At 68.4% G+C, this 20,267-nt stretch carries 20 protein-coding genes and 2 pseudogenes; 9 read left to right on the forward strand and 13 right to left on the reverse strand.

The genetic code is table 11. The features are described from left to right. Nucleotides 1-666: 666 nt before the first annotated feature. The 3 genes from ABR737_RS43385 to ABR737_RS43395 all read right to left on the reverse strand — a co-directional run bounded on the left by ABR737_RS43385 (nucleotide 667) and on the right by ABR737_RS43395 (nucleotide 4,349). Nucleotides 667-1,323 (reverse strand): TetR/AcrR family transcriptional regulator, encoded by a 657-nt coding sequence (locus tag ABR737_RS43385; RefSeq protein ID WP_350256647.1) that lies wholly within the window; start codon nucleotides 1,321-1,323, stop codon nucleotides 667-669. A 268-nt stretch (nucleotides 1,324-1,591) separates the two neighbouring features. Beyond that, a complete protein-coding gene (locus ABR737_RS43390; RefSeq protein ID WP_350256648.1) occupies nucleotides 1,592-2,614 on the reverse strand; it encodes a thioesterase domain-containing protein in 1,023 nt (340 codons plus the stop codon). Further along, nucleotides 2,583-4,349 (reverse strand): amino acid adenylation domain-containing protein, encoded by a 1,767-nt coding sequence (locus ABR737_RS43395; protein ID WP_350257148.1) that lies wholly within the window; start codon nucleotides 4,347-4,349, stop codon nucleotides 2,583-2,585. The genes ABR737_RS43390 and ABR737_RS43395 overlap by 32 nt, the downstream gene beginning before the upstream one ends. Here ABR737_RS43395 and ABR737_RS43400 point away from each other — a divergent pair. Beyond that, a complete protein-coding gene (locus ABR737_RS43400) occupies nucleotides 4,254-5,033 on the forward strand; it encodes an MFS transporter (RefSeq protein WP_350257172.1) in 780 nt (259 codons plus the stop codon). The genes ABR737_RS43395 and ABR737_RS43400 overlap by 96 nt on opposite strands. A gap of 126 nt (nucleotides 5,034-5,159) precedes the next feature. Then, nucleotides 5,160-6,014, forward strand: coding sequence for a M20/M25/M40 family metallo-hydrolase (locus tag ABR737_RS43405; protein WP_350256649.1), 855 nt, complete (start codon nucleotides 5,160-5,162; stop codon nucleotides 6,012-6,014). Nucleotides 6,015-6,149: 135 nt separating this feature from the next. On the opposite strand, the gene ABR737_RS43410 is transcribed toward ABR737_RS43405, so the two are convergent. From ABR737_RS43410 to ABR737_RS43440, 7 genes are all read right to left on the reverse strand, one after another. Then, complete coding sequence (locus ABR737_RS43410; RefSeq protein ID WP_350257149.1) at nucleotides 6,150-6,653, reverse strand: MFS transporter; 504 nt, start codon at nucleotides 6,651-6,653, stop codon at nucleotides 6,150-6,152. A 1,220-nt stretch (nucleotides 6,654-7,873) separates the two neighbouring features. Further along, nucleotides 7,874-8,572 carry an NsdA family TPR-like regulatory protein gene (locus ABR737_RS44055; RefSeq protein WP_502964463.1) on the reverse strand — a complete coding sequence of 233 codons (699 nt, stop codon included), beginning with the start codon at nucleotides 8,570-8,572 and terminating at the stop codon, nucleotides 7,874-7,876. Next, complete coding sequence (locus ABR737_RS43420; protein ID WP_350256651.1) at nucleotides 8,487-9,818, reverse strand: HEPN/Toprim-associated domain-containing protein; 1,332 nt, start codon at nucleotides 9,816-9,818, stop codon at nucleotides 8,487-8,489. The genes ABR737_RS44055 and ABR737_RS43420 overlap by 86 nt, the downstream gene beginning before the upstream one ends. A gap of 206 nt (nucleotides 9,819-10,024) precedes the next feature. Beyond that, a complete protein-coding gene (locus ABR737_RS43425) occupies nucleotides 10,025-10,300 on the reverse strand; it encodes a hypothetical protein (protein WP_350256652.1) in 276 nt (91 codons plus the stop codon). After that, entirely contained in the window at nucleotides 10,297-10,608 is a 312-nt protein-coding gene (locus tag ABR737_RS43430; RefSeq protein ID WP_350256653.1) for a hypothetical protein, read from the reverse strand. The genes ABR737_RS43425 and ABR737_RS43430 overlap by 4 nt, the downstream gene beginning before the upstream one ends. Further along, a complete protein-coding gene (locus ABR737_RS43435; RefSeq protein ID WP_350256654.1) occupies nucleotides 10,592-10,981 on the reverse strand; it encodes a hypothetical protein in 390 nt (129 codons plus the stop codon). Before ABR737_RS43435 ends, ABR737_RS43430 begins: the two co-directional genes overlap by 17 nt. 90 nt (nucleotides 10,982-11,071) lie before the next feature. After that, complete coding sequence (locus ABR737_RS43440) at nucleotides 11,072-12,097, reverse strand: RICIN domain-containing protein (protein ID WP_350248715.1); 1,026 nt, start codon at nucleotides 12,095-12,097, stop codon at nucleotides 11,072-11,074. Between the two features lie 503 nt (nucleotides 12,098-12,600). Here ABR737_RS43440 and ABR737_RS43445 point away from each other — a divergent pair. Next, on the forward strand, nucleotides 12,601-12,855 hold the full coding sequence (locus ABR737_RS43445; protein WP_350248714.1) for a hypothetical protein: 255 nt from the start codon (nucleotides 12,601-12,603) through the stop codon (nucleotides 12,853-12,855). A gap of 1,258 nt (nucleotides 12,856-14,113) precedes the next feature. Here the strand turns inward: ABR737_RS43445 and ABR737_RS43450 are convergent. The 3 genes and pseudogenes from ABR737_RS43450 to ABR737_RS43460 all read right to left on the reverse strand — a co-directional run. Beyond that, nucleotides 14,114-14,602 (reverse strand): hypothetical protein, encoded by a 489-nt coding sequence (locus ABR737_RS43450; protein ID WP_350257150.1) that lies wholly within the window; start codon nucleotides 14,600-14,602, stop codon nucleotides 14,114-14,116. Between the two features lie 298 nt (nucleotides 14,603-14,900). Next, entirely contained in the window at nucleotides 14,901-15,728 is an 828-nt protein-coding gene (locus tag ABR737_RS43455; RefSeq protein ID WP_350256655.1) for a helix-turn-helix transcriptional regulator, read from the reverse strand. Between the two features lie 73 nt (nucleotides 15,729-15,801). Next, nucleotides 15,802-15,864 (reverse strand): annotated as a pseudogene (locus ABR737_RS43460) (hypothetical protein); the annotation flags it as partial. 95 nt (nucleotides 15,865-15,959) lie between these two features. On the opposite strand from ABR737_RS43460, the gene ABR737_RS43465 reads away from it, so the two are divergent. The 6 genes and pseudogenes from ABR737_RS43465 (at nucleotide 15,960) to ABR737_RS43490 (ending at nucleotide 20,255) form a co-directional block, all read left to right on the forward strand. Continuing rightward, complete coding sequence (locus ABR737_RS43465) at nucleotides 15,960-16,325, forward strand: VOC family protein (RefSeq protein WP_350256656.1); 366 nt, start codon at nucleotides 15,960-15,962, stop codon at nucleotides 16,323-16,325. Between the two features lie 83 nt (nucleotides 16,326-16,408). Next, nucleotides 16,409-17,362: pseudogene (locus ABR737_RS43470) on the forward strand (IS481 family transposase); the annotation flags it as partial. A gap of 508 nt (nucleotides 17,363-17,870) precedes the next feature. Further along, nucleotides 17,871-18,095: a hypothetical protein gene (locus ABR737_RS43475; RefSeq protein ID WP_350256657.1), complete on the forward strand. Its 225-nt coding sequence runs from the start codon at nucleotides 17,871-17,873 to the stop codon at nucleotides 18,093-18,095. Between the two features lie 533 nt (nucleotides 18,096-18,628). Then, nucleotides 18,629-18,952, forward strand: a complete 324-nt coding sequence (locus ABR737_RS43480) for a hypothetical protein (protein WP_350256658.1) — start codon at nucleotides 18,629-18,631, stop codon at nucleotides 18,950-18,952. 436 nt (nucleotides 18,953-19,388) lie between these two features. Continuing rightward, nucleotides 19,389-19,847, forward strand: coding sequence for a GNAT family N-acetyltransferase (locus ABR737_RS43485; RefSeq protein ID WP_350257151.1), 459 nt, complete (start codon nucleotides 19,389-19,391; stop codon nucleotides 19,845-19,847). Nucleotides 19,848-19,853: 6 nt separating this feature from the next. Beyond that, nucleotides 19,854-20,255, forward strand: coding sequence for a hypothetical protein (locus tag ABR737_RS43490; protein ID WP_350256659.1), 402 nt, complete (start codon nucleotides 19,854-19,856; stop codon nucleotides 20,253-20,255). Nucleotides 20,256-20,267 lie beyond the last annotated feature (12 nt).

The raw sequence follows: 20,267 nt of genomic DNA on the forward strand, positions 1-20,267 counted from the left end.
TGACTGCCTACGGCAATGCCCTGCCCCGGACTGTCTCACCTGCCTTGTTCCTGACGTGCGAGCCGGGTCTCTGAAGTGCGCACCGGGCAAGGTCAGGTGAGACGGAGGCAAGGTCTCGTGAGACGGGACAGAAGGGCTCGACGCGACGGCCGGCAAGGGCAAGCACGGCGGGCGGCGGCCCGCCATCACCGAGGACATGCTGCACACCGTGCTCCGGCGCCGCGCGAACCGCGAGCCGGTCGAGCCGATCCAGCGCTGTTCCACACGAGGACGGCGCCCACCTCTCCCCGTTCGTGCGGCATCACATCACCGTGCACGGCCACGGCCGGTAGTCCTTCCAGCTCCCTGACCTGCCTGGTTGCCTGCGGCCCTGGTGGGATCCGGACGCCGACGACGATCAGTAAGCCGGTCGGCGCCGGCGCGTTGGTGCAGAGGGTCAAGGCACGAGCGGGCTGGTCCGCGGCCGGCGGCACGAGCAGGCTCGTCGGTCCCGGCACTCATGCTGATCGCAAGGCCGGGCGCCGCACCTATCCCCTAGACCGGTGTTCCGGCGAACGCCATGCCGGCCGGTGGACGGCCCGAGTGCCAAGACGGCGTAGGTTGCCCTTGCACCGGCCGTCACCTCTCGTGCTGTTGGCGTCGTCGGGACGGCGGCAGACGCCCTGGTCACGATCCCGGTCGGCCGGCTGGGCAGAGAGTCTGGTCGATCGCGTCCCGTGTCCTCTCGCGCGATTCCGGCGCGGTGGTGAGCAGAGCATGCATGATCATTCCCTCGAGCAGGGCGTCCAGGCGGGCGGCGCTGTCCGGGCTGGTGAAGCGGGCCAGAACGGTGCGGCTGCCCTCTGTCCATTCCTGCGTCAGGGCTCGCAGTCCGGGGTTGCGGAGCGCCGCCAGGTGCAACTCGAAGCCGAGGACCGCACTGCGGTGCCTGGCAGGGCCTCCGTGGACGAGATCGACCAGGGTGTCAACGAATTGCTCGTGCGTTTCGACATCGTCGAAACGGTTCTCGAACACCGCGGACTGCAGCTCGACATGCCGGGTGAATGCCTGCATCCGGAGATCGGTCAAGCTGGCGAAGTGATAGGTGACCGACCCGAGCGGCACGCCCGCCCGGGCGGCGATGTGCCGATGCGTCGTCCCGGCCACCCCGAGATCAGCAATGACGTCGAGGGTGGCGTCCAGGATGTGCGTCTTGCGGCCGGGGTCATTGCGACGGGCCCGCCGTCCGCCGCCTGATCCAGCGGATGCCTGACGCTCACCGTCGCCTGTTTCCTTGGCTGTTGCAGCTGCAGGAGGTTCCGACGGCGGTTCGATGTGCGGCATGCGTGAAACGTACAAGCCTTAAGAACAGATGTACAAGTCTCACGTCCACATCGGTGGCCGCCACACGATCCGGGGTCCGGCAGCGGCCGCGCCCCGGATCGGCGCCTGGCACACGGCGTGAGCAGGCCGGTGGATGCCGGGCACCGTGGAGCGTCCGCCCCGCGAGCGATCGCGGGGCGGACGGTGACGTCCTCAGGTTCGGGGCCGGATACCTCCCGCTCGCTCGCCGTCCGGGGCCAGGCACCGGACGGGCGCTCCGTACCCGTGGTCAGGCACCCGTCGGTCCCTCCGCGTCCCTGGGCAGACACCCGTCGATCGTCCTCGCCAGCCGGGCGAGGGCGGGGTGGCGCAGCATGCTGTGGTGGGTGCCTTCCACCGGGTGGACGGTGGGCTCTGCGGTGGTGAACGGACGCCATCCGGACAGGCGTTGGCGCGCCTCGGTGGCGTCGCCGGCGACCAGCAGGGTCAGCGGGCCGTCGTAGCGGGACGGCCCCCAGACGGCGGCCCCGGAGACCATGGCGCAGAAGACCGCCATGCGTGCGGCGACCTGCTCCATGACCTCGTCGGGCACCAGGCCGGCTTCCCGGATCGCCGCGAGCACTGCCTCCGTGCGGGCCTGTGGGGCCAGCGGCTCCAACTGCCCGGCATCGAGTGGCGGCATCGGCCGGCCGGCCATGCCTGCCAGGTCGCGGAGGAACAGCCACAGCAGCAGCGCGTGCTGCGGCGGTTCGTCCAGCCTCGGGGGCACCGCCGGATCGAGCAGCACGAGGGCATCGACCTGCTCGCCCCGTGCCCGCAGTTGAGCCGCCATTTCGAAGGCGACGGCACCGCCCGTCGACCAGCCGCCGAGCAGATGGGGACGGTGCGGTTGCCGTGTCCGTACCTGGGCCAGGTAGTGGGCCGCCAGGGCGGGTACCGAGGCCAGCTCCGGGCCGTCGGGCCGCAGGCCCTCCGCGTCCAAGCCGAAGAACGGCCGGCGGTGGGGGAGCGCGGCGGCCAGTGCCGCATACGGGGCGGCCGAGCCGTCGCTGGCGTGCACACAGAAGAACGGTGTGCCGCCGCCCTCCTGACTCAGTGCCACCAGCGCCGCTGGTGCGGCCATGGAGGTGCCGGCCGGTGCGGCAACGGGCCGGGACGGATCCGCCTCGGCCAGGGCCCGCGCCAGGGCCCGGATGGTGCGGTGCGCATAGATCAGCCGGGGGGTCAGCGCCATCGCGTCCCGCCGGGCCCTGGCCACCAGCTGCAGCGCGACGATGGAGTCACCACCGAGGTCGAAGAAGTCGTCCTCCACGCCGAGGTCCGGGGGTGTCGAGCACTTCGGACCACAGCGCCCTCAGCAGGTGTTCGGGCTCCGTTTCCGCGGCGACCGGAGCGGGGCGAGGACGGCTGGGGAGTTCTCCCGCGCGCAGGGCCAGCAGGTCGGTCTTTCCGCTGGCGGTGCGGGGCAGTGCGGGGTGGACCACCGCTTGGGCCGGGCGCAGGGCGTCGGGCAGACCGTCCAGGCTCGCGAGCGTCTCCTGCGCCGTGACCGGCACACCGGGCTTCGCCACGATGTGGGCCACCAGACGGAGACCACCACGGTCGGCCCGGTGGGCGACGACCGCCGCCTCCGCGACCAGCCCGCCGGCGTACAGCGCGGCCTCGATCTCGCCGAGTTCCACCCGGACGCCGTTGACCTGCACCTGGTGGTCGGCACGGCCGAGGAATTCCCATGAACCGTCGGCCAGCAGCCGGGCCAGGTCCCCGGTCCGGTACATACGGGTGCCGGGGACCGCTGCACAGGGGTTGGGCAAAAACGCCTCGGCGGTGCGGCGCGGGCTGCCGTGGTAGCCGCGGGCGGGCGCTTCGCCACCGATGAACAGCTCACCGATACAGCCGGGCGGCACCGGCAGGAGGTTCTCACCGAGCAAGTGGACCGAGACATTGTCGATCGGGCGGCCGATCGGCACGGTGGCCGTCACCCCGGCGGCCGGAGCCTTTCCAGCTGTCCCGGCGCGATGGAAGGTGGCGTCGATCGCCGCCTCCGCGGGGCCGTACTGGTGGATCACCTCACACCCCAGAACCCGCCGGAACTCCTCCAGGAGCGCGGTGGGAAACGCCTCACCCCCGACCAGGAGGAGCCTGAGACGGTCGCAGCCGGCCAGCGCGGGGTCGCCGACCAGCCCGCTGAGCAAGGACGGCACCAGGTGGGCCACCGTCGTACCGGTGCTCCGCAGCAGCTCGCCGAGGCCGGTACTGCTCTCCGTCAGCTCCGGCGCCGACACCAGGCAGGCTCCGGCCAGCAGCGGCGCGAAGAGCTCCCAGATCGCGAAGTCGAACACCGGCGCCGCCAGCGCCAGCACACGGCCCTCCTCGTGCAGCGGATAGGCCCGCTGCGACCAGCCGAGGCGGTTGGCCAGCGCCCGGTGCGACACCGCGACCGGCTTGGGACGACCGGTGCTGCCCGAGGTGAACACCAGGTAGGCGAGGTGTTCGGGGTGCGGCTCGGCGTCCGGCTGCGGCGCGGCCGAGGTGCGCAGCCACTCCGGGGTGCGGCACGGCACGCCGGGTGGCAGCGCGGCCGTGATCCGGTCGGGTGCGGCGGCGATGACCAGGCCTGCCCGTGCGTCGAGGAGCATGCCCCGTAGCCGTGCCGGTTCCTGACCCGGATCGCAGACCACGAAGGGCACACCGGACAGCAGACAGCCGACGGCGGCCGTGACCAGGTCGATGCCGCGTGGCAGCAGCAGTGTCACGGTCGGCTCGGCTCCGGCGTCCGCGGCTGCGAGATGTGCTCGGGCCGCCGCTCCGCAGGCCCGTGCCACGGCGGCGAGTTCGCGATAACCGACGGACCGCCCTGCCGCCTCGACCGCCGTCCGCTCGCCGCTCCGTGCCAGTACGGCGGCGAGCTGCGGTACCAGGGTGGCCGTCGGCCGCCGTACCGAGGGGCCGTGCTCGCCGGCGGCGAGCCGGTCGCCGGAAACGTGCTGTCCTACCTGCTGGCCGCCGCCACCCTGGTCCGGCTCCCGGCCGTGCAGCCCCGGCAGCGGCCCGCCGGAGCCTCCAAGGCGCCTGCCCTCAAAGACGTTCCGTTCGTCGTGCTGACCGTGCTCAACGGCTTGCTCGCCGTCAACGGGATCGTGCTCACCGTGGCACTGCCCTTGATGATCATGTCGGGGCACGGCATCCCCAAGGCACTGGCCGGTCTGTTCGTCACGGCCAACACCGCTCTGGTCGTGATCTTCCAGGTACGCCTGAGCCGCGGCGCCGACACGGTGGCGGGCGGAGCCCGCGCCCAACGCCGGGCCGGGATCCTGCTCGCGCTGTCGTGCGTCGGCATCGCGGCTGCTGCGGCGGCCGGCTCACCGGCTCTCGCCATCACCTTCCTGATCCTGGCCGTCCTGTTGCTGACTGCCGGTGAGCTGCTGCACATGGCAGGAAGCTGGGGAATCTCCTACGGCCTGGCCCCTGACCACGCACGGGGCGAATACCTCGGCGTCTATGCGCTCGGCATGGCCTTCGCCGAGACGGTCGGCCCGGTCTCCACCGCGTCCCTCGGCGTCGGCGAAGGTGCCCCGGGCTGGCTCGCCATCGCGGCCGTGTTCCTGGTCTCCGGGCTGGCAGTGGTGCCGGTGGCGAACCGCGCCCTCGCGAAACGGGCGGCGGCGCAGGCCGAGGACGCGGCACGCGGCTCCCAAAACGCCGTCGCGGCCGCGGGCGGTGCCGAGTGACCTGGCGCGCGCTGCGACGGTTGCTCCCTCGCTGGTCGGAGCTCCGCTGCGCAATCATCGACACCGTCAGCGAACTCACCGTGCACCCCCCCGTACTCCCCACAGCTCGCCGACGCGCTGGCCACCGTGGCGCCCGCCACGCTGGGGAGACACATAGCCGCACTGGCCGACGCCGGGCCACGTTGGCGCGAGGACCGGGAGAACATCGCCGCCACCCTGCGGCACCTGCGCGACGAACTCTCCGGTTCCGGGTACGAGGTCGTCGAGGAGCGATACGGCGAAGCGCCGCACCAGATCAATCTGTTCGCCTCACTGACGGGCCGGGACCCCGCGGCGCCCCTGGTGGAGGTCGGTGCACACTGGGACACCGTGCAAGGCAGCCCCGGAGCCGACGACAACGCGAGCGGAGTCGCCGGTGTGCTCGAAATCGCCCGCGCACTGCACGGGCTCGGCCCGCGGCAACGGGGGATCCGCTTCTGTCTCTTCGGCGAGGAGGAGGAGTGGATGACCGGCAGCGGAGCCCATGTCGAGCAGTTCACCGCCGCGGGCGAGGCCGTGGAAGGCCTCATCGCACTGGAGATGATCGGCTTCCGGGACTCCCGCACGGGAACGCAACGCGCCCCGCTCCGGATCCCCGGAGTCTTCTCCCCGCCGCGGACCGGCGACTTCATCGCCGATCTGCGCTCGCTGCCCTTTGCCAACGCGGTGCAGCGCAGCGCCCGCCGGTATGTCCCGGGCCTGAAGACCTACCTCCTGAAGAGGACCGGAGGCCTGCTCCGCGACGCCGCCCGCAGCGACCACCTTCCCTACTGGCGGACGGCCCGCCGCGGCCTCCTCGTCACCGACACGGCAAACCTGCGCAACCCCCACTACCACAAGGCCACCGACACCCTGTCGACCCTCGACCTCGACTTTGCGGCAGACGTCACCCGGGCCGTGGCCGGGGCACTGATCGACCTCGCAGACCGTCAGCAGGGCTGAACCCCACGCTGCCCGCCTGCCGCCGTTCGCTCTTTTTGACCGGTGCCTGGGGTGTGGAGCCGGGCTGATCAGTTGGCTGGTCGGGGCCGGCGGTTGGCTGTGTGCGGGTGGGGCGGCCGGCGTTGATCGTGCGCTTCAGGGAAGCAGGAACACCAGCGCGGGGGTGAATACCACCGTGATCCCGAAGCTATGGGTGTAGGCCGCCGCCGCACCTGTTTCTGCCGATCCGAGAGACCCGTAGAAAATGACGCCGATGACCGCGACCCCCAACGCGCCGCCAACTTGCTGAGCAGTCGACAGCACCCCCGATGCCAGCCCGGCATTGTCCTCGTCCACGGGTGTGAGGATCACACCGATCAGAGGGGATTGCAGCAGTCCGTGGCCGGCCCCCTGCAGGGACAGGCAGACGACGAGCACTCTGATGGACAGCCGAGGTCCGCCCAGCAGCGCCGCGGCCACCGTGGCCCCGGAACTGACGGTAGCGATGCCCCCTCCTAACTCAAGAACCCGGCGGCCGAAGCGCGGCGTCAACCGGCTGGAGGCCAGGCTTGCCACGAACATGGCGACGGCCAGCGGCATGTACACCAGTCCAGCCTGGTAGGCCGGCAGCCCTGGTACTGCAACGGTGTTTGTGCTGATGGGGCAGCTCTATGGGCTGTGTCCGCGTCGTGTGTAGTGGCTGATGCGGGCCTGGTGTTGTCGTTTTCGGCGCCGGTGTGACCAGTGCAGGATGTGGTCGAGGGTGTGGGCTGGACCGGCCGTCACCTGGGGGCGGCGGGAGCCGGCGCCCGCCCCTACCGGCTGCTGCGCGACGCGAGGGCCGACAGTGGGCTGGTGGGCGTGGCTCGGATAACGCTGCGTGGCTGGGAGGGGCTGGCAGCGAGGGCCGGCTCGGCCACGGTAAAGGCTGGCCATGCCGAGCCGGTCGCCGCCGGTCAGCCGCCGCCGGTACCATCACCCTGTCGAAAATGGGTCTCCGGCATCCGGTTGTCGTGATTCAGCGGTTCCTTCGTCCCCAGGCGGGCCCAGACCAAGAACGTCCCCAGGCCCACAGCCAGCAGACCGACCGGAATGAGTGTTGCGAGAGCCCACTCGGGCATGCCGCCTCCCCCTTAGCGTCTCCTGACCCGTCCAGCGCCGTGCCACCACAGTAGAGCCCACCACTGACAACGAAGCCCAGTAAGGGCGAACGGCCCCTCATGCGAGGGGCCGCTTTGGGGAACGATGCAGGTCTGGAATGTATTTAACAGTCGGTAACTGGTGCTCTAAATGGCAGATTCGGCCCGAGGTCGTCGGCCTCACCGACCCCGACGGCTACGCCGTCCGCGGCCTGCACCCCCGCTGGCACACCGCCCTCACCCTGTGCTCCCGGCCCTCACCCTGTGCTCCCGGCCCGTTCGAGTTCTCACGCCGACGCCTGGGAAGGCCGAGCGGCCTTGCCGGGAACAGCAGGTCCTGCCGGAACTGTTGCACGGACCGGGGGACCGGTGTCGCACGGGTGGGAACAAGGTCATCCGCCCGACCGGATATCCGCGCCCCGAGTGCGCGGCACGCCGCCGCGTACTTGGACCAAGAATGGCTCGATGCCCCCACCGACTCCACCGACCCGACCCCCGACCGAGGGACGGGTGGGGCATCCTCCTGGCGGTGCAGTAGCGGCGACGTGCCAGAAAAGGCTGGTGGCGTGATGGGCCACGGCGCAACCAGGATCCGCGTCGACCGCTTCGGCACCCCCCAGAGGGGAGTCTCGCACTCTGCGCTGTGTCAGCGCCGGGCTCGCAGGTCTGAACCGGGGCTCTGTGCGCCGCTCGTCCATCGCCAGCGAGCTGACAAAGCAGTTGGCTGGGAGGCCGCACGCATCATTCAGTGGCTTTGTGCAGGAGTTCGGGTACGCCCTGGGCTGTTGCGTAGTTCTCAAAATCGGGGACGAGATCACGTACGAGTCGCACGCACCGTGGCGCGCCGATGCGCTGGGCGAGGTGAAGGGACTCCCGAGCTGCTGCGGCGGCGCGCTCCGGCTCTCGCAGATCAAGGTGGCTCTTCGCCTGGTAAGCGAGAAAGATTCGCTTGGTCTTGGACCGGCTCGGTGGCAGGAGCTTCTGTCCGTCCCTGATGAGTTGGTGAGCGCTGCGGATGTCGCCCAGCGACAGGAGGCTCTGCACGGAATCCACCGCCAGGTCCGCCTCGGACAACCATGCGGCCCAGGTCGGCACTGGTTCTCCGGATGCGGCGTTGAGCAGGTGTTCGGCAGCGGCGAGGGCGCGAAGGGTGCCGCGTCGCTCGCCTTGTGCGGCCAAGGCCCGGGCAAGCCGGAGCTGGAGCAGAGACCGGGCGGCCGGATGCCGTGTGCGGGAGAGTGCTCGTTCCAGGATGCCGGAGGCAGTACGGGGGTCGTTCCGCCAGGATGCCTGGTAGGCGAGGTTGTGGCCGGTGTTGAGGATTGACCACTGACCGGCGAGAAGGCTGCAGACCCTACTCGGGCTTGGGCTCTGCCAGGCTGATGAGCGTCTCGGCCAGGCGACGCATCGGATTCCACTCGCTCCCCAGGGCCGTCTCACCCCTTTCTGCTTCTCGGAGCATCTCCTTGATGCGCCCTTGGACATGGGGCTTGTTGACAAGCTCACCTTGGTAGTCGTTCATCGGGTCGATGTGGGTCTTCCAACGCACTGGGACCGGCTTGCCGTCCGGCCCGACCAGGCAGTCTTGGCCGAAGTAGAACTCCACGGAGCAGGCTCGACCCGTGACGTCATCGGTCGAAGCGCCAGAGGGACCGAGGGTCGGGTAGGACTGTGCGTAATCCAGATCGGGCAACCTGCAGACCCCGTAGTGGTCTGGGAGAGATGCGCTGGCCAGCTGTCTCTCTGCTTGACGGCCTGCTGTGTCGTTGTCCAGGATGCCGATCACTCGATTCATGACGCCTGCGGCAGCGAAGCTCCTCAAGTTCTTGACGACCTGATCTGTGCCGCCAGCAGCCTTTGTGCTCTCAAGATCCCAAAATTTGAAGTATCCAGCGATCTCCGGACGGACAAGCCGGAGCGCCCGGGGTATAACCTGCGCATCGAATTTCCCTTCGGTGATCACAATGATGGGGCCCGTGCTTGCAGTCATGGCGTTCAACTCGCGGACGGCTTGAGCAGACAGGTCTTCATAGCTGCTGCAGTAGCCAGCCGCCAGGAGGTCCGACAAGTCCATCGTCGCCCGGGTGTGCGATTCCTGACCGTGGAGAAGTGCGGCGAGGAAGAGCCTTGGATCATCGGCTTCGTACTCAAGGTATGAATCCAATTCCACCAAGCATGCCACCGCGATCGGATCTAGGTGAGCACCCCTCGGCCCGTCGTGATCGTATGACTTAATGTGGGCTGCGAGTCCGGTGTCGATCACTTGCTCGCAGGACATCTGGTGAGGTGTCGCCGGGGCCCCACGGGCCGAGCTCACGAGGAGGATGTCCTCCGGTTGCCCATCGTCCTTGAGTCGCGATCTGCGAGTCTCTGCCATCGACCTCCTGCTGACCTCCGGCGTGAATCCCATAAGCCTTAGGCGCGTGAGGACGGTTGCGACTGTGCTGCGATATCCAAAACGGTCGGCGCTGTCCTCATAGTGGCCATCCCAAGTCTGGAACTCTTGCAGCTCCGGCGGAATCGCTTGACTATCTGGAATGCTGTTGAGTCGGTCGACCTTTTGCGCCCAATCGGCTTTCATGTATTTGTCTTCTTCTTGGAAGACAGTCATGAGCCGCGACGGGATATCGTTCTTTCCCCACAGAATCAGCCGCTCTCCCAGTAGCAGCCGCCATGCACTTCCCACTAGCAACTCCGTCTCAATGCCGCTATCGAGTCATGGTGATGATGTCAGAAGTGACCGCCATCTTCCTCGGGTTTCCCCCTCTCACCGACATCCTCTCTTGGAGTGGATGCTCGTAACCTTGGAAGCATCCTCAAGCGCCTCGCGGAGCCGTTCGTTGGTCAGTGCAAGCTGCTGGAGCTGAGCGACGGCGAGCGCAAGGTCTGAGGTCAACTCCTGGTTCTGCGGCGGAGCTTCGCGTTCCGGGCGATGAGCCTGTCGTGCGTGGTTGGCCCGTCGGCAGGGTCGGCAGGGGTGGACCGGAGGGCGCCGAGCTCTTGGGCGATGTCGGGGAAGCGGCGGCGGAACGTGGTGTTGCTCAGGCCGAGTTGACGGGCCAGCTTCAGGACGCTGGGTTTGGTGTTGGTCTGTCGGCAGGTCACGATCATCTCCGCCATCCGCTTGCGGACCAGGGCCTCGGGCAGGTCAGAGACGCGGGCGGTCACGTGAAGGACTCTGTACGTGTGTTGGCGGCCAGGAACTCGGTGATCTCAGCGTGACGCTGCTGGATGCGGTGCCGCAGGAGGGGAGGCATGGCCGGCCGCGCGACCATCCTCTTCTCCAGGCGAGCCAGTTTCCGACCCCAGGCAGCGACGTTCTCCGAGGTGAGGGCAACATTTCTGCAGGCCAGGGGCTTGCATCCGCCGTGGTCGGGTAGCCCTTCGCTTCCGCCGCGCTTTGCTTTCTCGCAGAGGGCTTTGGCGGGGTCGCGGACGCACGTGATGTATTCGCCCGGGTTAGACGGCTGGATCATGCCGCTTCATGATCCGTTTCAGGCGGTGCTTGTGGAGGGCGATCTGCCCCTGGAACTGGTCTCGTTCGCCGAACTCTCCGAGTCGCCGGGCAACCTCTTCGGCCGACGGGCTGGTCAGATCGGTGTGCTCATGGGCGTCGATCATCGCGATGTAGATCTCGCCCCGGGCGAGGGCTTGTTCGCTCTCGACCTCGGCCCGGAAGCCGGAGGTACTGGTGCCTGCATAGCCTTCGAACATCTGGATGCTGTGGTGGCGGTATTGCACGGCGCCGGCGACGGCTCCGCCGGGCCGTCGTGCGATGAACCACGCGAGCGTGCGCCGGAAGACGCTGGTCTTGAACCCGGTGCGGCTGCATCTGTGTTGATGTCGCACGAGAATGGTCTGTTTTTGGCTGTTTTGTGGTGCCTGTGGCGCTGTGGCGCTGTGGCGCTGTGGCGTTGTGGTGGGGTTGGTGCGGTTGGGTCAGTTGTTGGTGATGGAGGGTGCGGGTGTCGGTGGGGGGCGGCTGTCGAGGAGGAAAAGCTGCTTTGGGTCCTTTGTGCGGCAGGGAAGCTGGATCACGGGGGTCCATTGCGTCGGTGGGCTTCCGTGGATCGAGGTGCAGGCGCCGGTGTGGGTGGGGACGAGTCGGTAGCGGGCGTGGCCGGCGGGTTGGAGCTGGAAGTGTTCGGCGTTTCCGCGGTGGCCGCAGTAGTCGTTCGTCAGTTGGGCGCCTGTGTGTGTGCTCCCGCCCGTCACGCCGAGGCAGCCGTTGCCGAAGACCGGGTGGAGGGAGCGGAGCCGGTAGGTGCCGTCTTCCATCGGCTCGACGGAGTAGACCGGGACGGCTTTGGCGCAGGTGGCCTGGTAGATGCGGCCGCTGCTCTCCTCTTCTCGTTCGGACAGGCAGAGCGACGAGGCAGCGGAACGGATGCGGTAGATGCCCGGCTGGGGTCCGGGGAGCGCGGCGCGGGGCGTGGCGGAGGCCGGAGCCGCACCGATGATATGTGCCGGGGCTGTTTCCTCCCGGGTGAGGCGCGTGAGCGCCAGGGAGCCGCCGGTCACGGCCAGCAGGGCCAAGGAGACGCTGCCGATGAGGCGACCGTGTGCCGGCCTCCTCGGTCCCGGAGTCGTCCCCTGTTCAGGGGACGGCTTTCCCTGGTGAGTGCCGCTTGTGTCGGTGTCGCCCGCCGCCGTGGTGTCCTCGGGGGCGGTGGTATGGGGGCTGCTGCGGGTCAGGTCGCGGTGGGCCCTCAGCCAGCGTTCAACGTCGCGCGGAGAACCACCGCAGGCGCGGACGAAAGCCTCCACGACCTCGGGGCGGGGAAGGGAACCGCGGCTGAGGGTACCGGCAAGGGTGCTGGCCGGGAGCGCGTCCCCGCGTTCTTCGGCGTGCACGGCCAGCTGCCGGTACGTCAGGCCTGAACGGTCCTTCATGAGCCGCATCACCACGACGAACTCCGCCGGAGTCCTGGCTCGCCGGGGATCGGGTGGCTGCTCGTCGGGCATGTCCGCCCACTCCCTCCGCTTTCCCCCGTGTTCGGAACACCGGACAGGCTCGCAAGCGTGAGCTGGACACACAAGAGCAAATCGAGCTGTTCGGGGCGCGGGATCGCAAATCGGGGCGGGGAGGGTGGGTTGCCCGTACTGGGACCGCAGGGGCGGTCTTCGACGCCTGAGGGAAGATTCTCTGGTTTGCGCCCTCTCGCCGCGTGCCGAGACGTCGGTGTCAACCGCAAGACGGGTGACCACTGGACCGGCGTACGGATGGTGAAGAACAGGAGCGGTGGGGACTGTGCCGACGCGCCGGTCGTCGACAGTGAACGCGGACAACAGTCCGACTTGCCCGGCTGATCAGCCCGGACATGTCCGGCACCTGTTCCGAACATGTCCCGGACAGGTTGTGTGCTGACATCCCCAGACCGAGGGAGCAAGCTCGCAACATCCGGCCCGACGGGAATCCCGAGCACGGGTAACCGTCCCACGTCCCTCACTGCAAGGGGAGTCCACCTATGAGAATGCGTTTGGCCGTCGCGGCGGCTGTTCTGGGTGCTACTGCTACTGCCGCTGTCGCCGTGCCAGCGACGGCGACTGCTGCTCCGTCAACGGTCTCTTCGTCCTGGTACGACACCAAAGAGACATTCAACAAGAGCGCCGCGTGCGAGCGCAGCGGTCAGTGGTGGAAGGACAACCACACCAACGTCATACGGTGGCGCTGCGACTGGACCTCGTCCAGGAGTTTCCACCTGTACCTGCTGCTGCGCTGATCCAGGTACTTCAAACGGTCCGTCCCTCCGTAAGAAGGGGCGGACCGCCGCCCGGCTGCCGAGCCCGCCTTCGGCCCTACATCGACGAAGGCCTGATCGGCGGCCTCGAAGCCGCCCGCACCACCGGGCAGCTGGACAAGCTGCCCGCCTCGCCCGCGAGCTCAACGCCAACTACACCGCACAGCGCACCTACGCCTGCCACATGCTGCTGCGCGCGATCCTCGGCCATATCCCACCGGCCTTCGGGCACCGGTCCTTCGACCACGTGGTCGAAGGACGTCCTGGGGAAGACGGACAGGGCCTCCGTTCAACGCCTGGCCAATGTCCGCGAAGCCGCCGACGACGCCACCGTCCGCTCTCCACCCATTCGAGCCGCATCACCATCCACGACCTGCCACACCGCGCCTACGCCAACGCCCTGCTCCCGCACGTCCTCGACAAGCTCACCGCCGCACCTCAGACCTGGCCTCGGACAGACACGAACGCCATGAGCCGGGCTCCGCACCGACTGCGGCAGAAGGGGACCGGTCACCGGCCCAAGGATGATGTGCCCGGCGCTGCGGGTGGACCCAGGGGGCTGACGCCGCCCGCGGCGGCAAGGAGGTCGTCGACGAGTCCGACAAGTGTCGTCAGCTGGCCAGTGGCAAGTGGTACTCCGTATACGACGACGCCACCGTCACCAACGTCGCCCAGGCCACCATCGACCACATGGTCCCCTCGCCCAAAGCCCGGCGCTCCGGCGCCGACGCCTGGACCACGGACCAGCGCGAAGCCTTCGGCAACGACCTCGAAGACCCCAGCTCGTCGTCGCCTCCGAGTCCTCCAACAGCTCCAAGAGCGACAGCGGCCCAGCCGACTGGAAGCCGGCCAAGCACGCCTTGTGGTGCACCTACGCCGAGGACTGCACCCATGTGAAGTCCGTGTGCAAACTCACCACCACCGACAGCGAGAAGACCGCGCTGACCTCCATGCTCGACACCTGCACCAACTAGCCCGCACAGTGATCGCGCCAGCGCGGTGTCCAGCGCGGTCAACAGCGTGCGGAACACGGCTCAGGTCTTCTTGCCGAGGCAGCCGACGACGCCTGAACCGCGGCTCATCACCAGGCCACCCGACCCGTTTGGCGGATGCAGGGATTGGGATCGGTGAGGCGAACGGCTGCGGCGAGTCGCCAGCTGGGCTGAGTGCGCTGCGGCGTCGATGAGGAGGAATGCGGGCATTGTTGACGGTTGGCCGTGCGCCCGCCCAGATGGGGCGCTCAGTCGTCGGCGATCTGCAGGGCCAGCGCGAAGTGCTCACCGTCCGTTCCTGCGAGCAGACTGTCGAACAGAGGGGTGAGCCCGTTCACTGCGCCGCATTCGGCGTCGTGGTTGGTCCACCAGCTGGCCTTTGATCCGAGCAGGGACACCACTCGGTCCGCCGCGGGTTCGGCGCTCTCGGCGGGCAGGTGCCGGTGGCTCGGCCAGAGCAGGTCGACGGCCGCGACCTGGGCCAGGAACGGGGCGGCCCTGTGCGTGTCCACCGGTTCCAGAGCAGCGCAGATCTCAGGGACGGACGGTGGGGCGTACCCGGGTAGGAAGCGCCGCCAGGCCTCGTCCGTCGTGATCGCGACCAGCAGTGTGCGGATCCGGGCCGCCAACTGTGGCAGGTCGGCTTCCGGCTCGGTGAAGCGTCCCGCGGCCACGTACACCCGCATCGGTGTGGACAGCTCTGCCATGCCGGCTTCCAGCTCGGCCAGGAGCCCCATGGACGTCACAGCGTGATTCTGCCGTAAGTCCCGCGCGCCCCTCGCCCTGCGCCGGCCGGCTGGAGTGCTCAGTCACGGTAACCGCTGTGACTGAGCACTGCAGTTGGGACTGCCCGGTAGATCGAGAGCTCAGCTCGACGTCCCCTCCAGAGGGAGGTGGTCTCGGTTGGGGTGGCGCGCCGAAAAGGTTTGTCACGAGGTCGGATGTCGACGTTGATCACCTCATGACGACCAGAAAGGGCCATGCCGGTGTACTGACCGGAGACGTTGATTGAGAGCAGGGCGTTCCGCTCGGCAGTCACGAGGCCGGGGTTGAGTGCCTTTCAACCAGGTCTCTGGCGAGCTGACTGATGCGTTCGCGGGCTGTCTCTGGGGTGAGTATCTCGATGTGGTCGCCGAACTGGAGGAGCTGACGCACTGACTCGATGTCGGGGTAGCGGACGACGACGGTGCACCAGCCGTTTTCCGCGTCGGAGACGTCGTGGATGCGGTTGCCGAGGATGCGCCGCGCCAGGTCGAGTCCATTTTCTGGCAGGCGGACGGTCACGCTCACGCGACCTTGCCCCTCTGTGCGTTCCTTCAACGCGGCCCATCTGGTGCGGAGGGTTTCGCTTGGTCGGAGAGCAGCTGGCGCGTCGAGTTGTTCGTAGGACGAGAGTCGTTCCAGAGCGAACAGCCGACCGTTCCCCTGGTCATCGGCGATGAGATACCAGCGACCGGATTTCGCGACGATCCCGTACGGGTCGACCACCCGCGTTGAGGCCTGATTCTCGGCGCTGCGCCGGTATTGGATTCGCAGCCGGCGGCGGTGTCGCAGTGCCGAGGCCAGATCCGATACGTCGACCCCTGCCTCTGAGTCAGCAAACCACGCGGTGCTGTCTACCAGCACCAGGTCCGCCAGTTGCAGCAGGCTCGGCGATCCAGGTGCTGCAGCCTGCCGAGCGGCGATCTTGCGCGCGGCCGACTCCCACACCGCAGACAGACCCATACGCTCAAGTTGCGCGCTGTCCAAACCGGCTACGGAGAGTGCCTCCAGCTCTGATGGTTCCAGATGCGATGCGTTGAGCCGCGCACTGGGGAGCAAGACGATCCCGCCGTTCCGCCCGCGTTCGGCATAGACAGGCACACCTGCTGTCGAGAGCGCCTCGACATCCCAGCACGGTCCGCCGAGACACTTCCAGACGTCCGGCGAGCTCGGTGGTGGTGATGCGCTGACGGGCCTGCAGGAGCAGCAAGAGATGCAACAGCCTCGAAGCCTTCATACTGACCAACCTTTGCAGAAAAGGTGACAGGTTCTGTCGCGATGCGGCGGTCAACTGGAGCAGTACCGAGAATTCAACGATCTGAGGAGCGCACTATGCCCGCACCCAACCTGTTCCTGATCGGCGTCCGCGACGCCGAGACCGCTACCGCCTTCTACAGCGACCTGTTCGAGATCGAACCGACCTTCATCAGTCCCCACTACGTAGCTTTCGAGGTTGCTCCCGGCGTCCTGTTCGCGCTGTGGACGGGCTACAGCGAGCGTGCGGTCCCGAACACCCCTCGAACGAGCGAAGTCGGACTGATGGTCCCAGGAGGAGCGACCGGGATTGACGAGATCTTCACGAGCTGGGTCTCGAAGGGAGTCCATGTCGCGGAGGAGCCACACGACGCTGTCTTCGGTCGCACGTTCGTCATCACGGACCCCGACGGCAACCTCATCCGGGTCTCCCCGGTGGACTGATCTTCACGCCCTCTACCCACACGTTGTCGAAGGGCCGCCCGCACCCGATGGTCGGCCCTTCAGGCTGTCCCAGGAGCTCAAACATGTCACATCCGAACGCCGTCCTCACCCCGCGCCACCGTCTGAAAGTCGCTCGACTCGTCGTTGACGACGGCTGGCCGACCAGCGAAGTCGCGGCCCGATTCCAGGTGTCCTGGCCAACCGTACAGCGCTGGGCCGATCGCTACCTTGCAGGCGAGTCCATGCAGGACCGATCCTCACGACCCCGGAGATCTCCGACCAAAATACCCAAGAACGTGACGAAGTGATGCGTCAGCCTGCGACTGCGCCTGCGAGAAGGGCCCGTCCAGCTCGCCGCGAGACTCGACATCGCCCCGTCGACAGTGCACCGAATCCTGCGATCGGTCCGACTGAACCGACTCGCCTACGTCGATCGAGCGACAGGTGAACCCGTCCGCCGGTACGTGCACGACCACCCGGGATCGCTCGTGCACGTGGATGTGAAGAAGCTCGGGAACATCCCCGATGGAGGCGGTTGGCGGTACGTCGGTCGCCGCCAAGGCGAGAAGCACCGCGTCGCGACACCGGGCAAGTCACGCAACGCCTACGGCGGCCCGAAGCTCGGATATGCGTTCGTGCACACCGTCATCGACGACCACTCCCGCGTCGCCTACACCGAGGTCCACGATGACGAGACGGCCCGTGGCCGCAGATCGGCGTGACTGCATCGCGCGGTGGAGTGGTTCGCCGAGCGCGGCGTCACCATCGAGAGGATTCTCTCCGACAACGGCGGCGCCTACCGGTCCTACCTGTGGCGCGACACGGTGCCACAACCTCGGATCACACCGAAGTACACGCGCCCTTACCGTCCGCAGACCAACGGCAAGGTCGAACGCTTCCACCGCACCATGGCCGACGGCTGGGCCTACGCCCGCTGCTACACCAGCGAGCAACAACGCCGAGACGCTCTGCCACCGTGGCTGCACCAGTACAACCAGCACCGTCCGCACAGCGCTTGCGGCAACCAGCCCCCTGTTCTCACGGTTGATCAACCTCCCCGATCAGTACACTGACAGGCGCCCTGCTCCGCTCTCCACCGCTCGCGCGCCACCGACTGCCGCAGTGCCCGATGGCCCGCGACCGCCCACCCAGGAGAGCCCGCCCGTGCAGAAGACCGCCCTCGTTCCCTACGCCCACCTTGCCCCGAGCGCACCACTGACCGCCACGTCCTGACCCTGAGTACCGCCAACGTCCGCGCCGCCCACTGGCTGCTCGCCGAACGCGCGCTCCGCAGCCCGGCGGCGATGTCCTGCCCTTCAACGCGCTGGTCGTTTCCGTCGATCCGGGCGGCAACGTCGAACTCACCGAGCTGAGCGCGCGGTACGGGCCCGCTGGCCGCACCTGGACCGCCTGCCCGACGGCGGGTTCGTCGTCGCTGCGTCTCGCGCCCGCCGGTACGAGGACGCGGACCAGGTCCAGGTCTTTGACGCGCTCGGCCGCGAGACCTCGTCCTTCTCCGTCGGGGACGCCATCGAGCACCTGCTCGTGGACGAGTCCGGCCATATCTGGGTCGGGCACTTCGACGAGAACCCGGCCGGAATCCGCCGCTGGAGCGCCACGGGCCGGCTTGCCTGGACGTCAGACGGCGCCCCCATCCCCGGTCTCTTCGACTGCTACGCCCTGAACGTGTCGGGCACCGCCGCCTGGGCGTGCCCGTACACGGCTTCCCACTCGTCGAGATGCGCCCCGACCGCCGTGACCGGCCCGTGAGAGTGTGGGCGAACCGCGTACGGGCGCCCATGCGGTGGCTGTCCACGGCGAGCAGGTCGCCTTCCATGGCGGCTACGGCGAGGAGCGGGACCGACTCGCCCGCGGAGAGCTCACCAAACATCAGTCGAGCCAACGGACGTCGGCCTGCTCACCCTGCCCGAGGGCGCCGCCCCCGGCCGCCGGCGGGTTGTCAGCAGAGGAAGCAGGATCTACGTCTGGGGCCGACCCTGTCCACCGCGTGGGGCGTGTTCGACCTCAGCAGCTGATCCCCTGCACCTGGAAGACGAATTCGCTCCGGTCGCCGACCATCCGACCGACAGTCCCGCAAGATCTTGCCGCGGCGCGTGCCGGCGAGGGTCCGACGGTCTTCGACTGGTTGGTCGGGACTTCGACAGGTGCCGGCGCTCTTGTGCTGCGCTGATCCTTTGAGCGATCTCGGCGCGGCTCCCGGCCTGGAAATCCAAGGCCCAGGCTTGCCGCCCTGCCGAAAGCCAACGACCCCGACGGCGACGCCCTGGCGCAAGGCCGCCGAGATGGCCCAGGAGGACGACCACCTCCTTCGCCTCACCGCCGCCGGCGCCCGCAGCCCCGACTACCGGGTGAGCGCCGGAACGTGGGAGGGCGGCCGGCCGGCCGTCACCTGGATCGACGGCGTACCCCTGTGGCGGGCCCTCACCCTCGCCCGCGGCCCCAAGGAGACCGTGCCGCAGTCCGCCCCTGGCTCGCGGGCATCGCACGCACCTGGACCGAGCGCCTCGCCCGCCTGCACGCCGCCGGGCCGGGCCTACGCCGACGTCCGACCCGACGAAGACCCTCGACGAATCCGCAGCCTGACCGCCGAACTGCGTTGTCGTTGATCGACTACGCCCTCGCCTGCGGCCCCGCCGCCGACACCCGCTCGCGCCCCCGCACCGGGTGCCCTCACCGGCACCGCCCCCGAGTCGCCACCGCGATCCTCACCCCCGCCGACACCCACATTCCCGCCCAGCCGCCCGCCGGCATCTGGAGCCTGGGCGCCTCCCTGTTCTGCGCCGACCGGCTACTGCCGCGTCGCCTACGACGACACCACCGACCGGCTGGAGAAGCCGGCCGCCATCGCCAAGGGCACCACCACAGCGCTGCGCGACGTCTCGGCCGTGGCCGTTCCCGAACCCGAGGACGCTCATCCAGGTTGCCTGGCCCCGACCCCGCCCCACCGCCCCACCGTGAAGGAGCTGACTGCCTCATGGTGACCCTGCGCGCCCTGGCTCCGACCATGCACCAGCTCTCACCCGCATCTACAGCGGCGCCTCCATCCGGCACACCACCGGCAAGCCCCTTACCCTCGACCAGGCCCACGAAGAGATCCGCACAGCCCTCGCCAGAGCCGCCAGAGCACCGCGCGCACAGTGGAGCTGGGGCATCCTCGCCACCGACGAGATGATCGGCCTGATCGCCCTGCGGCGACGGGCCCCGTCCCTGGGCACCCTCAGCTCATCCTCTCGCGAGGACACCTGGGGCAACGGCTACGCCACCGAAGCGGTCAAGCACGTCACCGCCTTCGCCATCGCCACCGCCGGCCTGGAGCGCCGGGAGGCCATGCACACCCCGACAATCCGGCCTCCGGCCGAGTCCTGGCCAAAGCCGGTTCACCCGCACCCGCACTTCCGACCGGCCCGCCGACGACGCAACCGCCGTGCCGTACCAGGTGTATGCACTGCCGTTGCCCGGAGCTCCACTCCATTACTGCTGATCACCGACTGGGGGAAATGAGACCTCATGCCCATCATCGGTCCCGGCTACGACGACCCCGAGTCGACAACTACGACTCCGCCTGGGAGACCCAGGACACCCTTCCGGCGATGGCTGTTCGTGCAGAAATTCGCCGCGGCCGGATGTGAGTACGCCGCCGACGCCGCTGGCATCTACGCGCCCGCCAACCGATACCACGGCCTCGACGACATCAACATGGGCATCGCCACCCTCACCGGCATCAGCCCCGACGCCGTGCGGGCTGCTCACAAAGCCGACCTCGCCGATTGGGCACGCGAGCAGCAGTTCCGAGACCACCCCGACCTGGTCGCTCTGGTCCGGCGCACCTCGTTGGTGTCGAAGTGGAGGACCTGCAACTCCCTTGACATGACGTCTCCCTGGCATCACGTAGTTGTACTGTCGCGGTGAGCCGTCGGCAAC

It is taken from the genome of Streptomyces sp. Edi2 (genome assembly GCF_040253635.1).
Lineage (GTDB): Bacteria > Actinomycetota > Actinomycetes > Streptomycetales > Streptomycetaceae > Streptomyces.

What these genes read in the sequence shown, in the direction of transcription:
- ABR737_RS43385 (WP_350256647.1), bottom strand. Translation starts at nt 1,323, where the DNA reads ATGCCGCACATCGAACCGCCGTCGGAACCTCCTGCAGCTGCAACAGCC.
- ABR737_RS43430 (WP_350256653.1), bottom strand. Translation starts at nt 10,608, where the DNA reads ATGATCCAGCCGTCTAACCCGGGCGAATACATCACGTGCGTCCGCGAC.
- ABR737_RS43440 (WP_350248715.1), bottom strand. Translation starts at nt 12,097, where the DNA reads ATGCCCGACGAGCAGCCACCCGATCCCCGGCGAGCCAGGACTCCGGCG.
- ABR737_RS43445 (WP_350248714.1), top strand. Translation starts at nt 12,601, where the DNA reads ATGAGAATGCGTTTGGCCGTCGCGGCGGCTGTTCTGGGTGCTACTGCT.
- ABR737_RS43450 (WP_350257150.1), bottom strand. Translation starts at nt 14,602, where the DNA reads ATGGGGCTCCTGGCCGAGCTGGAAGCCGGCATGGCAGAGCTGTCCACA.
- ABR737_RS43465 (WP_350256656.1), top strand. Translation starts at nt 15,960, where the DNA reads ATGCCCGCACCCAACCTGTTCCTGATCGGCGTCCGCGACGCCGAGACC.
- ABR737_RS43480 (WP_350256658.1), top strand. Translation starts at nt 18,629, where the DNA reads ATGGCCCAGGAGGACGACCACCTCCTTCGCCTCACCGCCGCCGGCGCC.
- ABR737_RS43490 (WP_350256659.1), top strand. Translation starts at nt 19,854, where the DNA reads ATGCCCATCATCGGTCCCGGCTACGACGACCCCGAGTCGACAACTACG.